The organism is Halomonas sp. PR-M31 (assembly GCF_001039575.1).
In the GTDB taxonomy this organism is placed as follows: domain Bacteria; phylum Pseudomonadota; class Gammaproteobacteria; order Pseudomonadales; family Halomonadaceae; genus Modicisalibacter.
This window is the reverse complement of sequence record NZ_JIBT01000035.1, coordinates 1-14,837: the sequence shown is the minus strand read 5'-3', so window position 1 is coordinate 14,837 and position 14,837 is coordinate 1. Positions and strand designations below refer to the sequence as shown.

At 56.2% G+C, this 14,837-nt stretch carries 12 protein-coding genes and 1 pseudogene; 7 read left to right on the top strand and 6 right to left on the bottom strand.

All coding sequences use genetic code 11. The annotated features are described in order from the left end of the window. Positions 1 to 13: 13 nt before the first annotated feature. Together CH74_RS10605 and CH74_RS19545 are read right to left on the bottom strand one after the other, a co-directional pair. Positions 14 to 934 carry a spermidine/putrescine ABC transporter substrate-binding protein gene (locus CH74_RS10605; RefSeq protein ID WP_216594750.1) on the bottom strand — a complete coding sequence of 307 codons (921 nt, stop codon included), beginning with the start codon at positions 932 to 934 and terminating at the stop codon, positions 14 to 16. 696 nt (positions 935 to 1,630) lie between these two features. Then, positions 1,631 to 1,870: pseudogene (locus CH74_RS19545) on the bottom strand (accessory factor UbiK family protein); the annotation flags it as partial. A 258-nt stretch (positions 1,871 to 2,128) separates the two neighbouring features. On the opposite strand from CH74_RS19545, the gene CH74_RS10595 reads away from it, so the two are divergent. The 6 genes from CH74_RS10595 to CH74_RS17775 all read left to right on the top strand — a co-directional run bounded on the left by CH74_RS10595 (position 2,129) and on the right by CH74_RS17775 (position 8,294). Next, positions 2,129 to 2,467, top strand: a complete 339-nt coding sequence (locus CH74_RS10595; protein WP_048307428.1) for a P-II family nitrogen regulator — start codon at positions 2,129 to 2,131, stop codon at positions 2,465 to 2,467. Positions 2,468 to 2,479: 12 nt separating this feature from the next. Next, positions 2,480 to 3,724 (top strand): ammonium transporter, encoded by a 1,245-nt coding sequence (locus CH74_RS10590; RefSeq protein WP_048307427.1) that lies wholly within the window; start codon positions 2,480 to 2,482, stop codon positions 3,722 to 3,724. A gap of 137 nt (positions 3,725 to 3,861) precedes the next feature. Then, positions 3,862 to 4,200 carry a P-II family nitrogen regulator gene (gene glnK, locus CH74_RS10585; protein WP_048307426.1) on the top strand — a complete coding sequence of 113 codons (339 nt, stop codon included), beginning with the start codon at positions 3,862 to 3,864 and terminating at the stop codon, positions 4,198 to 4,200. Between the two features lie 255 nt (positions 4,201 to 4,455). Continuing rightward, positions 4,456 to 5,970, top strand: coding sequence for a cytochrome c (locus CH74_RS10580; protein WP_053070719.1), 1,515 nt, complete (start codon positions 4,456 to 4,458; stop codon positions 5,968 to 5,970). A gap of 10 nt (positions 5,971 to 5,980) precedes the next feature. Further along, entirely contained in the window at positions 5,981 to 7,594 is a 1,614-nt protein-coding gene (locus CH74_RS10575) for a flavin monoamine oxidase family protein (protein WP_048307497.1), read from the top strand. 7 nt (positions 7,595 to 7,601) lie between these two features. Beyond that, entirely contained in the window at positions 7,602 to 8,294 is a 693-nt protein-coding gene (locus CH74_RS17775; RefSeq protein WP_053070718.1) for a cytochrome c, read from the top strand. A gap of 94 nt (positions 8,295 to 8,388) precedes the next feature. On the opposite strand, the gene CH74_RS10565 is transcribed toward CH74_RS17775, so the two are convergent. Continuing rightward, positions 8,389 to 9,165, bottom strand: coding sequence for a ferredoxin--NADP reductase (locus CH74_RS10565; RefSeq protein WP_048307425.1), 777 nt, complete (start codon positions 9,163 to 9,165; stop codon positions 8,389 to 8,391). Positions 9,166 to 9,312: 147 nt separating this feature from the next. Between CH74_RS10565 and CH74_RS10560 the strand changes: the two genes are divergently transcribed. Next, positions 9,313 to 10,239 carry a LysR family transcriptional regulator gene (locus CH74_RS10560; RefSeq protein ID WP_048307424.1) on the top strand — a complete coding sequence of 309 codons (927 nt, stop codon included), beginning with the start codon at positions 9,313 to 9,315 and terminating at the stop codon, positions 10,237 to 10,239. A gap of 50 nt (positions 10,240 to 10,289) precedes the next feature. Here CH74_RS10560 and CH74_RS10555 read toward each other — a convergent pair whose 3' ends face one another. The 3 genes from CH74_RS10555 to CH74_RS10550 all read right to left on the bottom strand — a co-directional run bounded on the left by CH74_RS10555 (position 10,290) and on the right by CH74_RS10550 (position 14,542). Further along, positions 10,290 to 12,428, bottom strand: coding sequence for a methyl-accepting chemotaxis protein (locus tag CH74_RS10555; protein ID WP_048307423.1), 2,139 nt, complete (start codon positions 12,426 to 12,428; stop codon positions 10,290 to 10,292). A 234-nt stretch (positions 12,429 to 12,662) separates the two neighbouring features. Then, positions 12,663 to 13,253: a methyl-accepting chemotaxis protein gene (locus CH74_RS20005; RefSeq protein WP_367379111.1), complete on the bottom strand. Its 591-nt coding sequence runs from the start codon at positions 13,251 to 13,253 to the stop codon at positions 12,663 to 12,665. A 5-nt stretch (positions 13,254 to 13,258) separates the two neighbouring features. Beyond that, positions 13,259 to 14,542: a methyl-accepting chemotaxis protein gene (locus tag CH74_RS10550; protein ID WP_367379110.1), complete on the bottom strand. Its 1,284-nt coding sequence runs from the start codon at positions 14,540 to 14,542 to the stop codon at positions 13,259 to 13,261. Positions 14,543 to 14,837: the final 295 nt, after the last annotated feature.

Sequence of the window (14,837 nt, the reverse complement as noted above, 5' to 3'; positions counted from 1 at the left end):
CGATTTTCAGTACTTAGTAAACAATGCGGGAAAAGATCGCCGAGCGATTTTTTTGCGCTCGGGGCGGCAGGCGGCGATAGGTTTCCGATCTATCCAATGCCTTTTTACTTGGATAGACGACAGGATCGCGCTTGAAATCTTCAGGCAGGAGTTTTTCTGCGGCCAAATTGGGCGTTGCATAATAGACGTATTGCGCGAGTCGTGCAGCGATCTCAGGCTCGTTGAGGAAATTGATGAACGCCTTGGCGGCATCCTTTTTGGTAGAGGCGCTGAGCACGCTCAGATAATCGGTCCAAATGTTGCCGCCCTCCTCGGGAAGCACGAAGGCAATATCGTCGTTGTACTCCTGCAGCATCAGGGTATCGCCGTTATACATCATGCCCATGGCCACCTCACCGGTTACCAGGGCGGAATCTTCGTTCAAGGAGAGATAGCGATAGGTTTTGACCGCAGGCGCCTGGGCATGAAGCAGGGCTTCCGCCTCCTCGAGCTCTTCTGGGTCAGTACTGTTCAGGGAGTATCCCAGCGCCTTCAATGCTGCACCGATCATGTCTGCGCTGTCGCCGATCATGCTGATCTTGCCCTTTAGCGCCTCAATGGGTCGCAGCAGGTCCATCCAGCTTGAAACGGTGAAAGGAACGAGATCCTTGCGATAAATGATCCCCACCGTGCCCCAGAAATAAGGCACGCCAAAGTCTTCTGCTTTTTCATGCTCGGTACGCCAGCGCGGGTCGACATGCTTCAGGTTGGGAATCGCCGTTTCATCCAAAGGCTCGAGCCAGCCGCGTTTGGCCAGAATTCGAATCGAGGCTCCATTGATGAGCGCCACATCGAATCCCTTGCCCTCGGTCTCGAGCAGCAACTCATCCCGAGCCGTATCGGAATCGAAATAGCTCTGTTTCACTTTGATGCCGGTGCGCTGTTCGAATTCCATTAGGATTTCTGGGTCTATGTAATCCGGCCAGGTGAAGAACACTAGCTGGGTTGTTGCCGCTGCTTGAGAAGCAGGAACAACCATAAGCAAAAGGAGTACTTTCCATACGACTTTAAATTTATTCATATTGGTGATACCCATCGATTACGGCCAACGTCGCAGTCACTAAGAAAACCGGCAAGCATTCGACTCGACGATAAAAGGCTAAATAACACCCTGGACAACACTGACTACTAAGGATAATTGGCAGAGAATCTTTTTGTCCGAGTGTCACATAAATCGGCGGCTGGGCCTGAAGCTTTAATATTATTAATTCAGGTTATGGCCCTTCGACGCTAGAAAAGCGTCGAAGGAACTAGAGAAGAAAGAATGTCAAATGTCGTGACAGTATCGGTATCGCCTCGCTAAGAGTGGTTACTTTTTAGGTGGAATAGAACCGCTGGAATCAGCGTCAGGACCGCTAGTACCTTTTGGGGTTGTCGTCGTACTCGCACCCTCTTTTTTCGTGGCGCCTTTTGTTGACGCACCTTTGTTTGAAGAGCTCTTGTTTGAAGACCCCTTGTCGGAAGTATTCGTGATCGAAGCACTAGGGTCTTCTTTCTTGAATGTGCTGCTATGCGTTTCCGAGTCCGGCGCCGGGGGTGCAACGCTATCGGCGGCTACGAGCGCCGGCGATGCTGCCATGGCGTTCTTGTCGTCCAAGGCAGCTTCAAGCGCACCTACCTGCTTTTCAAGGGCCTCGACCCGGCTACGGGTACGCTGAAGCACGTCCATGAGAATGTCGAAATCCTCTCGGGTCACCAGCTCCATACGCTCGAAGGCACTGCGCATGGCGCCTTGCACGGTGCGTTGAAGTTCTTCCGGGGCACGGGATGCATCTTGTAAACGCTCACCAAACTGCTGTGCCAGTCGGCTGAACGGATCGTTGCCTGTCATGTGACGCTCCTTTGATCGATGAACTATACCCACTCTATCTAAAAGCATACGCAAGGATGATCTGACGCGCATGCGCCAAATTGGTGCAGCCTGCAAAAGACCTGACGCCTTGCAGTGCATCAATCACCTTCCATTCAGGTGCTCGGCTATCTTAGCCCTTCCATAAATACATTTTAGTCCTTGATCTTAAAGAAAGGGTTCAAAGTCGGCACGCCGCGCGCACTACAACACCTGGAACGCCACCAGGAGTCACCAACAATGAAACTCATCACCGCCATCATCAAGCCCTTCAAGCTCGATGATGTTCGCGAAGCGCTAGCCGGCAGCGGCGTGCAAGGCATCACCGTCACCGAGGTCAAGGGGTTCGGTCGTCAGAAGGGTCATACCGAGCTTTACCGCGGGGCAGAATATGTCGTGGATTTTCTACCCAAGGTAAAGATCGAAATCGCCGTGGATGATGACCGGGTCGAAAGCGTACTCGACGCCATCGTGCAATCCGCCAACAGCGGACGCATTGGTGACGGCAAGCTTTTCGTCACCCCCTTGGAAGATGTCATCCGCATTCGCACCGGCGAACGCGGATCAGACGCAGTCTAGGAGACAACAACAATGCCAGAACTCAATTATGCGCTCGATACCTTTTACTTTCTCATGTGTGGCGTGCTGGTCATGTGGATGGCCGCCGGTTTCTCCATGCTGGAAGCGGGCCTGGTGCGCTCGAAGAACACCGCAGAAATCCTGACCAAGAACATCGTCTTGTTCGCCATCGCCTGCACCATGTATCTGCTGATCGGCTACACCCTAATGTACGCCAGTAGCGCTGGTGGCATTCTCCCCAGCCTGGGTTTTCTGATCGGTGATGAAAACAGCGTCGATGCGGTGCTCGCCGGCGGCGACGATGCGCCCTACTACTCCGCCAGGGCGGATTTCTTCTTTCAGGTGGTCTTTGTCGCCACCGCCATGTCCATCGTGTCAGGTGCCGTGGCGGAGCGCATGAAGCTCTGGGCGTTTCTGGCCTTTGCCGTGGTCATGACCGCCTTCATCTATCCGGTGTCCGGCTTTTGGACCTGGGGCGGGGGCTGGCTTTCAGAGCTTGGTTATTCGGATTATGCCGGCTCCGGCATCGTGCATCTGGCCGGCGCCTCCGCCGCCCTTGCCGGGGTGCTGGTGCTGGGTCCGCGTCGAGGAAAATATGGCAAGAATGGTGCCATCTACGCCATCCCCGGCGCCAACATGCCTTTGGCTACCCTGGGCACTTTCATCTTGTGGATGGGCTGGTTCGGCTTCAACGGCGGCTCGGAGCTCAAGGTGTCCGATGTCAGCTCTGCCAATAACGTTGCCCAGGTACTGCTCAATACCAACGCGGCTGCCGCCGGGGGCGTGATCGGCGCCTTGATTCTGGCCAAGCTGTGGTTTCGCAAGGCGGACCTGACCATGATCCTCAATGGCGCCATCGGCGGTCTGGTCTCGATCACCGCGGACCCTCTTTCTCCTTCGGGGCTTGGGGCAACCTTCATCGGTGCGGCGGGCGGTGCCATCGTGCTGGCAGGTATCGTGGCACTGGACAAGCTCAGAATCGATGATCCGGTGGGCGCCATCTCGGCCCACGGCATCGCCGGAATCTGGGGCGTGATGGTGGTGCCCTTGACCAACGATGGCGCAGGCTTTATCGCTCAGCTGATCGGTACCGTTGCCATCTTTGCCTGGGTGTTCATCGCCAGTCTGGTGGTGTGGCTGATTCTCAAGGTAGTCATGGGCATTCGCGTCAGCGAAGAGGAAGAGTACGAAGGGGTCGATCTGGTCGAATGTGGCCTGGAGGCCTATCCCGAATTCATGGTCGGCGGCAATCGGTAAGCCCCGACCCAACCGGTGAGCTGGCGTGCTCCTACTGGCCCTCTTCGGAGGGTCTTTTTTATTCGCAGGGTTGGCGGTGTATGCTTTAGGCCCATTACGACTGCAAACTCGATCCCTGGCCGCAAGGACTATCTTTCATGAAACTGGTGACCGCTATCATCAAGCCCTTCAAACTCGACGACGTGCGCGAATCGCTTTCCGAGATCGGCGTTCAAGGCATCACCGTGACGGAAGTCAAGGGGTTTGGCCGACAAAAGGGCCACACGGAGCTGTATCGGGGGGCGGAATATGTCGTCGACTTTCTGCCCAAGGTCAAGCTGGAAGTCGCCGTGGATGACAGTATGGCGGAACAGGTTATCGATGCCATTACTCATGTAGCTAACACAGGCAAAATCGGCGACGGCAAGATTTTCATCTCGACCCTGGATCAGGTCATTCGCATCCGCACCGGCGAAACCGGCAAGGATGCGGTGTAGTCATTTCAGCATCGCGTCGAGTCAACGACAGGGCCCTGCCATCCGGTAGGGCCCTGTCGTTTGAGTGAAAATTAATATTGAATTTTGTAATTTTTATTTTCTTTCCATCCCGACTCTTCAAGGGTCGACTAATCTATTAGATGCTAATAGCGTCATTGAGAATTCTTCTCTGGCAAATAAGTAAACGGCTTGCCATTAGCACACATAGATTTTAGATTATAACGGTCGTAATCGCTTACATAACTGGACGTTATTATGAGGCATCACCTGTTGCTCGCGAGCGGTCTACTGCTCGCCGGCGGCCTTGCGAGTGTCGCCACCGCCTCAGCCGCTGACAAGGATTCGTCGCTGATCGAGCAGGGCCAGTACATTGCTCGAGCCACCGATTGCATGGCCTGTCACGTCGGCCCGGATGGCACCGAATTCGCTGGCGGCAAGCCGATCTCTACGCCGATGGGAGATATCATCGCGCCAAACATCTCTTCCTCGGGAGAGTATGGCATCGGTAATTATTCCCTCGAGGATCTTACCGGCGTGCTACGCAACGGCAAGACGCCTTCCGGCACCCATCTGTATCCCGCCATGCCCTATCCGTCTTATCGCGGCATGACCGACGAGGACATCAAGGCGCTGTATGCCTATTTGCAGACGGTGCCGGCGGTGGATCGCAAACCAAAGGCAGAGACCGATCTCGACTTTCCTTTCAATATCCGCCTGCTGATGAGCTTCTGGAACGCTCAGAACCTGGATCGCTATGAGCCTCCCAAGGGTCTTGATGACCAGGCGGCTCGGGGACAGTATTTCGTCGATCACCTGGGTCACTGCGGCACCTGCCATACCCCACGCAACGACTTGATGGGTAGCGATTACGATCAGTATCTGGGAGGCGGCCCTTTAGGGCCCTGGCAGGCCCCGAATATCACCAGCAACGAGACCTCGGGTATCGGCCTGTGGAGCAATGAGCAACTTGCCGAGTACTTTCAGAACGGCCAAATGAGCTATGCCGCCCAGGCCGCCGGTCCCATGGGCGAAGCGGTGCACGACAGCCTGCAATACATGAGCAAGGACGATCGCCTGGCGATAGCGGCCTATCTCAAGACCGTGCCGGCCTTAGCCAATGAAGATCAGCAGCAGCCGGTGTTCGATCCCGAGATCAATCAGCGACTTCTGAACCTCGAACCACGCATCACGCCGGCGACGAACTACTCCCAAGATGAGCTCGAAGAGCGCGGGCTCAAGACAAGTGCCATCGAGGATCCGGACTCTCCGTCCGGGCTTTATGTCCAGCACTGTGCCTCTTGCCACGGTCAGGAAGGCTACGGCCAGCCGGTATCTCACTATGCCAGTCTTGTAGGTAACACCACCCTGCGCAGCGCCGATCCACGCAATCTGGTTGGTGTACTTTTGAACGGCGTGGCCTATCACGGGGCAACGCCCGGTGCCTTGATGCCTGGCTTTGAAGGCAAGCTCGACAACGGCCAGATTGCGTCAGTGGCCAACTACGTGCGTACGGAGTTCGGCGGACACGCGGACAGCGCCCTCGATGCGGACCAGGTCGATCATATCGCTTCCGGCAAGCAGCCCGTGCCGACGCTGATTCGCTACGCGCCGCTGCTGGCCTGGCTAGGGATCGCTGTCCTGGTGCTACTGATCGCGGGCGGTGTCTGGTGGTGGTGGCGTCGACGCAATCGAAACGATCGCGACGCGCATCACGACAACGACACTCGCAGTAATGATGCCAACCGCAATGAAGCTCGCACTAATGGATGAGGCCCGTTTCATGAATGCAAGTCCTTTTCTGACCCGGCGCGATCTGCTGGCCCTGATCGGCAAGACCGCAGGCGCCGGGGCCATGTATTCCGCCATGACGTCCCTGGGCTTTGCCAAGCCTTCGACCTTTACCGGCGAACTTGATCTGTCCAATGCGCCCAAGGGCGCTAGCGTACTGGTGCTGGGCGCAGGTCTCGGCGGTATGACCGCCGCCTATGAGCTGCGCAAGGCCGGCTACGACGTCAGCATCCTCGAGTATAACGAGCGTCCCGGCGGGCGCTGTTTCACCATTCACAGCGGCGATACCGTCACGGAGCTTTCCGGCGAGACTCAGCATTGCACCTTTGCCGAAGGCAACTACATTAACCCGGGTCCTTGGCGTATTCCCTATCATCATTACGGGGTGCTGCACTACTGCAAGAAGTTCGGTGTCAAGCTCGAACCCTTTATTCAGCTCAACTTCAACGCCTACGTGCACGCTCAAAACGCCTTCGACGGCAAGCCCAAGCGGGTGCGAGAAGCGCTTACGGATGTGCACGGCTACACCTCTGAGCTGCTGGCCAAGGTCACGGATCAAGGGGCGCTTGATGAGCTGCTGACCCAGGAAGACAAGGAGGCGCTGCTAGATCAGCTCGACAGTTGGGGCCGCCTGACCGGCAACCATCAGTACCAGAGGAGCCTCAAGGCTAGCCGCTTTCGGGGTTATGATGACTGGCCCGCCGGCGGCCTGATGCCTAAGCCCGCTCCCAGCATGCCTATGGATTTTAAGGAACTGCTGCACTCCGGGATCTGGGGACAGTTACTTACTAATTTCAACAGTGAGTTCCAGCACACCATCTTCGAGCCCGTGGGCGGCATGGAAGAAATCGCCCGAGGCTTTGCCAAGGAAGTCGGCGACATGATCGAGTATCGTCGCAAGGTGACTCGCATCGAGCAGTCCGATCAAGGGGTCAAGGTGCACTACATTGATCCGGATCACCCGGATAATGTCATGACCCGCACTGCGGACTGGTGTGTGTGCAACATCCCGCTGTCCATCCTCAGCCAAATTCCGATGGACGTCTCCCCTGCCTTGCATCAGGCGATTGCCGCAGTGCCCTATGCCAATTCCGTCAAGACCGGGCTTGAGTTCAAGCGCCGCTTCTGGGAACAGGATGAGAATATCTTTGGCGGCGTCACCTACACGGATTTACCTAACAGCGTTATTTCCTACCCGGCCTACGACTATTTTAGCGACAGACCGGGGGTGTTACTTGGAGCTTATACCATTGATTATACGGTCAGGAATTCAACGACCTATACTATGGCGGCGATGAGCGCCCGAGAACGGGTTGCCGCCGCCGTGGCCTATGGCAAGAAAATTCATCCGCAGTATGAAGAGGAATTTCTTTCCGGCGTGTCTTGGTCTTGGCATCAGTGTCCTTGGACCTTGGGCTGCTACGGCGCTTGGACGGAAGAACTGCGTGCCGCCTACTATGACACCTTATGCGAGATCGACAACCGTTTGGTATTAGCCGGCGAACATTGCTCCTATATTCCTGGTTGGCAAGAAGGGGCGATTCTCTCTGGCATGGATGCCAGCAAACGCCTGCACGAGAAAGCCACCACCATGGCTAGCGCTTGAGGTCATCATGAAAAACACACTATTTACGCTTTTGCTGCTGGGCGTTGCGGGTCTTAGCACCATGGCCGGCGCCCAGGATGATCAGACTGCAACGCAGCATCGCGTGACTCCAGAAGAACTCAAGTCGATGACGGATGAATCGGCGCAGAGCAACGGCTCGGCCAAAACGGCGCCATCTGTCAAAGATAACGAGGCAGGCAAGAGCGATGAACAGGCCAACTCCAATCGTGCTAGAGACGCCGGTGAGCGCGGCACACCGCCCTGGACTAATGATAGCGCCAACGTCAACTTGAAGCAGCCGCGTACGTCGCCAAACAAGGACCAAGCCAAGCCCTACAGTCAAAAAGACTTCATAATAAAAGACGAGTGGAAAAAGTATTTCCAAGACTCAAATAGTTTTTCTACCACTAGCGGCAAAGAGCTTTACCATTCTCTTTGTCAGGCCTGTCACATGCCAAACGGGCAGGGTGCTGAGGGTGCCGGCATCTATCCCTCCTTTGTCGGCAACGAGCGCCTGCGCTCGCCTTACTACCCCATTGACGTGATCGTCAACGGCCTGCGTGGCATGCCGGGCTTCGGCGATATGCTTTCCAACGAGCAGATCGCCGATGTGGTGGGCTATTTACGTACCAGTTTTGGCAATCAGCTGGAAGCGGATACCACCCCGGACGATGTTGCTCGGGTACGTCACGAGCAGTAATTGGCGTCTTGCCATATTCGCATGAAGAAAGGGCCGATCCGATAGCGGTTTGGCCCTTTGTGGTTTGTTCAATAGGTATTCTTACCGTGCTGCTTTACTTCTCCACGAACGCACGTTCGATGACATAATCACCGGGTTCGCCCATGCGGGGCGAAATCTTGAAGCCCAAGCTGTCAAGCAGCGCACTGGTATCCACCAGCATGGCCGGGCTGCCGCAGATCATGGCGCGATCCTGACGCGGATCGAGGGCGGGGATACCCGTGTCCTCGAACAGCTTGCCGCTTTCGATATGGTGGGTAAGGCGCCCCGTGGTATGAAACGCTTCCCGGGTCACGGTGGGGTAATAGATCAGCTTGTCGCGAATCTCGTCGCCCAGATACTCATGGGCCGGCAGGGTCTTGCTGATGAAGTCCGCATAGGCCAGCTCATTGACATGGCGCACGCCGTGCACCAGCACGACCTTCTCGAATCGCTCATACACTTCCGGGTCCTGAATCAGGCTCAGGAACGGGGCCAGGCCGGTACCGGTGGAGAGCATATAAAGATTGCGCCCGGGCAGTAGATCATCGGTCACCAGGGTGCCGGTAGGCTTGCGGCTAACCATGATCTGATCGCCGACCTTCAAGTGCTGCAGCCGCGAGGTCAGCGGGCCATCCTGCACCTTGATACTGAAGAATTCGAGGTGATCCTCATAGTTGGGGCTAGCGATCGAATAGGCCCGCATCAGCGGCTTGCCCTGGACTTCCAGACCGATCATCACGAACTGGCCGTTCTTGAAACGCAGACTGCGTTCCCGAGTGGTGCGAAAGCTGAACAATGAGTCATTCCAGTGATGAACACTAAGCACGTCTTCCAGAGCGAACTTGCTCATAATATCTCCAGTATATATAACCTTTAATTCTATAAAGGGCCTCGATGTTATTTTGCAATTATATGCTGCGATAGAATATCTGTTAAATGGTTTATTTGAATAACGATTATCTACAATGTAGATAACGCCGCACCCAGGACGCCTCCTATGCGCTATACCTTGCGCCAACTCGAAGTCTTCGTTGCTATCGCCCAGCATGAAAGCGTTTCCCAAGCGGCTCAAACCCTGGCGCTTTCCCAATCCGCCGCCAGCACGGCCTTGGCGGAATTCGAGCGGCAGTTCGACTGCCAGTTGCTTGACCGTATCGGCAAGCGCTTGAAGCTCAACGCACTAGGCTTCCAAGTATTGCCCAAGGCGGTGGCACTGCTCGATCGAGCCGAGGAGATCGAAGAATTGCTCAGTGGTCAGCGCGGCATTGGCCTGCTGGATATCGGTGCCACCCTGACCATCGGCAACTACCTCGCAACCCTGCTCATCAGTGACTTCTTGAAGCGCCACCCGGGCAGCCGGGTACGCCTGCAGGTACGCAATACCACGACGATCATCGAGCAGATCGCGCATCATGAGCTGGATCTGGGCCTGATCGAAGGGGATTGTCAGCATCAGGACGTCGTCATGCAGCCCTGGGTGGAAGATGCCCTGACGGTTTTCTGCGCCCCCAGCCATCCGCTGGCCAAGGTGAAAAAGGCAAGCCTGGACAGACTGCTGCGAGAGACCTGGATCATGCGAGAACAGGGCTCGGGCACGCGCCTGACGCTGGAGCAGGCCGCACGCCATCGGCGCGGGCGCTTCGATATCCTGCTGGAGCTCGAGCACACCGAGGGCATCAAACGTGCGGTGGAATCCGGGCTTGGTATCGGCTGCGTCTCGCGCCTGGCCCTGCGCGACGCCTTTCGCCGAGGCAGCCTGGTGCCCATAGCAACGCCGGAGCTCGACCTACGTCGCCAGTTCACCTTTATCTGGCATCGTCATAAATACCTCACCACCGGCATTCGTGAATTTCTACGTCTTTGCCAGCAGATGACCGAGGATATCCAGCGTATCGATGAGATCGAGCTGCCTCGCGTCCTATAAAAAACCGGCCCGAGCAGTAGCTCGGGCCGGTTTAGTTTCTACATGCAATGTCAGGCCAGTTCGCTCTCCGGATGTTCAGTCGTTTTCCGTACTGCCGGGGGCGGCGTCAATAGCGCCTTGTCACCGTTTCTTGATGCCAGGGTAAAGGCCCCAACGATCTGAGCCAGCCGCTGGGACTGCTCCTGCAAATGACCCGCAGCAGTGGTGGATTCTTCCACCATGGCGGCGTTCTCCTGGGTCATGCGATCAAGCTCAGCAACCGCCTGGTTGACCTGGCCGATACCCTGGCTCTGCTCGTTGGTGGCGGCGCTGATCTCGCCCAGCACGTCTGTCACTCGGGCAACGCTTGCCACGATCTCGTCCATGGTGGCGCCTGCAAGACGCACTTGTTCCGCACCGGCCCGGGTCTTGTTCGAGGAATTGTCGATCAGCCCTTTGATCTGCTGGGCAGCGTCGGCACTGCGGCCTGCCAGCTGGCGTACTTCAGACGCCACCACCGCAAACCCTCGGCCCTGCTCACCGGCTCGAGCAGCCTCTACGGAAGCGTTAAGCGCCAGCAGGTTGGTCTGGAAGGCAATACCGTCCATCACCGTGACGATCTCTGCAATCTGTTTCGAGGAAGCATCGATCTCGTCCATGGTCTGTACTACGTCGGAGACTACCTGGCCGCCGCGAGTCGCCACTTCCGAGGCGGACTCGGAGAGCTTGTTGGCCTGGCGGGACGACTGGGCGGTGTGCTCGACGGTGCTGGTCAACTGCTCCATGGAGGCGGAGGTTTCCTGAATATTCGACGCTGCTGTCTCGGAGCGACTCGAGAGATCTTGTCCGCCCATGGCGATTTCCGTGGCAGCGACCCGCACGGATTCGCTGCTTTCCCGCACGTCCAGCAATACGTTGTTGATCTTGTCGGCGAAGGCATTGAACTGCGTGGCAAGCTCCGCGGTCTCGTTGCGCCCTTTCACCGGCAAACGCTGGGTCAGGTCACCGTTTCCAGAGGCAATATCGCGCATGCGATCCGCCAATCGGCGCAGTGGCCGGGCGATGCTGGAGCCCATGAACCAGCTGGCTCCCAGACCCAGGGCGGCAATCAGCAATCCCATCAAGCTCATGCCTATAATATCGGCACTGCGCTGCGCTTTCATGTCTGCTTGAAGAACGTGCAGATCCGCCAGAACGGCGCTTTCAGGCAAGCGAATCGACAGTACCCAGGGCTTGGGGTTTTCACCTACGGTGAAGGGCCAGTAGAGTTCGAACTGGCCATCGGCCTCGTTCAAGCCGTAAATCGGCTTACCGCTTTGAGCTTTGGTAAACCCCGCTAATGCTTTTTCGGACAGCGACTTCTTGGCTAATGTGCTGAGGTTTTTCACACTGGCAGTATCAGCGCCGATAACGCCATTGGATGATATCAGGCGCATTTCTCCAGCACCTTCGTAGAGCGACTGATTCGCTTCGCCGAGTAGTTCTTGAGTGAAATCGACGGACAGGTCGACACCGCCGATTCCGCGGAATTGACCATCCACCAAAATCGGCGCATTGAATGACATGATCATCAATGTTTCGCCGTTGTAATCGTAAAAATGTGGGTCGGTAATGCAAGCGCGCTTGTTTTCCTTCACGCAAAGATAGTACTCGCCCTTGCGAAAACCGAGAGAATCGAGCGCCTCGTTTTCAAGATCCTTGCCCAATGCAAAGACCTGCATATTGCCGTCCCCGTCCCGGTACCACCAGGGCATGAAGCGCCCGGTTTCGTCGAACCCTTCGGCGGTTCTGTCGAGGAAATTCGAATCATCGCCGAACGCATTGGGTTCCCAGCCGATGAAGGCATCCAGTAACAAGGGGTTTTCAATGACGGTGTTCCGAGCAAGATTCGACAGCTCCTCGCGGCTGAGCTCCAGCAAGGGCTCGCCATTGACATCGCGCTTGCCCATCAGGGCGTTGGTATCCGCTAGATTGCGTCCCAAGGTCATGGCTTTTTCCAGTTGGCGCTGCACGGTCTCGGCCTGAGACGATGCCAGCACCATCAGGCGCTCCTTGACATTGCCCTTGATCAACTCCCGAGTCTGAGATTCCACCGTTGCCTGGGAGCGAGAGGTCGAGACAACCGAATAGATGACCAGTGCTGCAACAGCGGTCAGGATACAAGCGCCGACAAGCATAACTACGAACGAGCGTAGAGATTTGAAGTGCATGGAGTGATGCCTCGAAATGAAAATTTAAATAAAGAGATGACCTGGTACGGAGTTACCGCGATGAGGGTAGTGAAACCGGCGTTATCTTAGCGGGACGCACTAGTCGAGGTAATTAGCCGTGGCAAGGTCTTGTATTAGTTATCGGCAAAGTAATAACAATATTGAGCGTGTGCCCTTCTCTAAACGTCAACGGCCCGAGCAATTACCCGGGCCGCGTGGTTTATCAAATGTTAATTACCAAGCCAGTTCATGGTCCTGACGGTCAGCGGTTTGCTGTAACGAGACAGGCTGTGTCAACGACGCTCTGTGTTCTCGCCGTGCAGCCAGCGTAAACGCCCCCACGATCTGAGCCAGCCGCTGGGACTGTTCCTGCAGATGACCCGCAGCGGTGGTGGATTCCTCCACCATGGCGGCGTTCTCCTGGGTCATGCGATCAAGCTCAGCAACCGCCTGGTTGACTTGGCCGATACCCTGGCTCTGCTCGTTGGTGGCGGCACTGATCTCGCCCAGCACGTCCGTCACTCGGGCAACGCTTGCCACGATCTCGTCCATAGTGGCGCCAGCGTTACGCACCAGCTCCGTGCCAACTCGGGTCTTGTTCGAGGAGTTGTCGATCAGCTCCTTGATCTGTTGGGCGGCATCGGCGCTGCGTCCTGCCAGCTGGCGTACTTCAGACGCCACCACCGCAAATCCTCGGCCCTGCTCACCGGCCCGGGCGGCTTCCACCGAGGCATTGAGCGCCAGCAGATTGGTCTGGAAGGCAATACCGTCCATCACCGTGACGATCTCCGCGATCTGTTTTGAGGATGCGTCAATGTCGTCCATGGTCTTCACGACATCGGAAACACTTGGCCGCCGCGAGTCGCCACTTCCGAGGCGGACTCGGAGAGCTTGTTGGCCTGACGGGACGACTGGGCGGTGTGCTCAACGGTGCTGGTCAGCTGCTCCATGGAGGCGGAAGTTTCCTGAATATTCGAGGCCGCGGTCTCGGTGCGGCTGGACAGATCCTGCCCACCCATGGCGATTTCAGACGCGGCAGTGCGTACGGATTCGCTACTGTCCCGCACGTCCAGCAATACGTCGTTGATCTTATCGGCGAAGCGATTGAAAGCATCGGCGATCTTCGCTACCTCGTCACGACCCGCAACCGGCAGGCGCCGGGAAAGATCGCCATCGCCACTGGCAATGTTCTCAAGCGCATCGCTCACATGCACCAATCCGCCCAAGGCGCGCTTGAGCCACAATCCCAGCAACGCAGCTGCTACGACTGCCACCATAAGCATGGTGATTAGCGACGACTTGATGATGGCATTTAACCCAGCTGTAGCTTCTTGTTCGTCGAGCGCTACGCCTAGTTCCCAACCGTTACTGGCAATAGGGACTACAGTGATCCATTTGTCGCCGTCAATATTGAAAGCCTGCCAGCCACCATTGCTCATCAACGTATTCACAACCTCAGAGGTCAAACCGCCATCCAGGCGCGTTAGCGGCTCTAAGCTTAGATCAGGGTTGGGATGAGCGATCAATGTTTTTCCTCCGGTGCTCAAAAAGGCAAAACTCGACGGAGTAGGCTGAATTGCAGCGACGTCAGCGACGATATTATCAATGGCAACATCAGTGCCGATCACACCGACCAGATTTCCATTACGCTTGATAGGGGTCGCAAAGGTCACTACGGTCAAACCTTGATTGGCCTCCACGTAGGGCATCGATACGATGGTTTCATTGCGTTGCACCGCCTCTTGGTACCAGCCACGCTTGCGTGGATCATAATCGGCCGGGGCCTGCCAACCGTCGGAAGAAATGAAGCTGCCATCAGCCCGCCCTAGGAACGAGGTGAGAAAGTCCCCCGTATTCGCCAGCTGCTTCAGTGCGTTGTCTGGAGTGTCTGCATCCAAAGAGTCACTCGTTGCCTCAATGATACTTCTGCGTCCTGCAACCCACTCCTCGATGGTCGAGGCACTGCCCTCGGCGACGGCTTGCAGATTTTTTTCAATGGTGTTTTCGTAATGAGTCTTGACGGTGAAATAACTTACGCCGGCCACCAATACCATGGCCAAAGCGATAATCGTCACACAGGCGACTTGTATGCGGCGTTTCAAGGAGGACAGCATGGCGTTCACTCGATCGTTTATGTTGTTGAAAGTCGAAAACGCCACCTCTGAATAGGCGGCGCTTGAATGTACTATCGGCTCTCAATCTGAAACGCTTGAATCAAGATTTGGAGGGAATGCCACTTCATCGCTCTCTTTATAAACGTCAACGGCCCGAGCAATTACCCGGGCCGCGTGGTTTATCAAATGTTAATTATCAAGCCAGTTCATGGTCCTGACGGTCAGCGGTTTGCTGTAACGAGACAGGCTGTGTCAACGACGCTCTGTGTTCTCGCCGTGCAGCCAGCGTAAAGGC

What these genes read in the sequence shown, in the direction of transcription:
- CH74_RS10605 (WP_216594750.1), bottom strand. Translation starts at nt 934, where the DNA reads ATGGAATTCGAACAGCGCACCGGCATCAAAGTGAAACAGAGCTATTTC.
- CH74_RS10595 (WP_048307428.1), top strand. Translation starts at nt 2,129, where the DNA reads ATGAAACTCATCACCGCCATCATCAAGCCCTTCAAGCTCGATGATGTT.
- CH74_RS10590 (WP_048307427.1), top strand. Translation starts at nt 2,480, where the DNA reads ATGCCAGAACTCAATTATGCGCTCGATACCTTTTACTTTCTCATGTGT.
- glnK (WP_048307426.1), top strand. Translation starts at nt 3,862, where the DNA reads ATGAAACTGGTGACCGCTATCATCAAGCCCTTCAAACTCGACGACGTG.
- CH74_RS10580 (WP_053070719.1), top strand. Translation starts at nt 4,456, where the DNA reads ATGAGGCATCACCTGTTGCTCGCGAGCGGTCTACTGCTCGCCGGCGGC.
- CH74_RS10575 (WP_048307497.1), top strand. Translation starts at nt 5,981, where the DNA reads ATGAATGCAAGTCCTTTTCTGACCCGGCGCGATCTGCTGGCCCTGATC.
- CH74_RS17775 (WP_053070718.1), top strand. Translation starts at nt 7,602, where the DNA reads ATGAAAAACACACTATTTACGCTTTTGCTGCTGGGCGTTGCGGGTCTT.
- CH74_RS10565 (WP_048307425.1), bottom strand. Translation starts at nt 9,165, where the DNA reads ATGAGCAAGTTCGCTCTGGAAGACGTGCTTAGTGTTCATCACTGGAAT.
- CH74_RS10560 (WP_048307424.1), top strand. Translation starts at nt 9,313, where the DNA reads ATGCGCTATACCTTGCGCCAACTCGAAGTCTTCGTTGCTATCGCCCAG.
- CH74_RS10555 (WP_048307423.1), bottom strand. Translation starts at nt 12,428, where the DNA reads ATGCACTTCAAATCTCTACGCTCGTTCGTAGTTATGCTTGTCGGCGCT.
- CH74_RS20005 (WP_367379111.1), bottom strand. Translation starts at nt 13,253, where the DNA reads ATGGACGACATTGACGCATCCTCAAAACAGATCGCGGAGATCGTCACG.
- CH74_RS10550 (WP_367379110.1), bottom strand. Translation starts at nt 14,542, where the DNA reads ATGCTGTCCTCCTTGAAACGCCGCATACAAGTCGCCTGTGTGACGATT.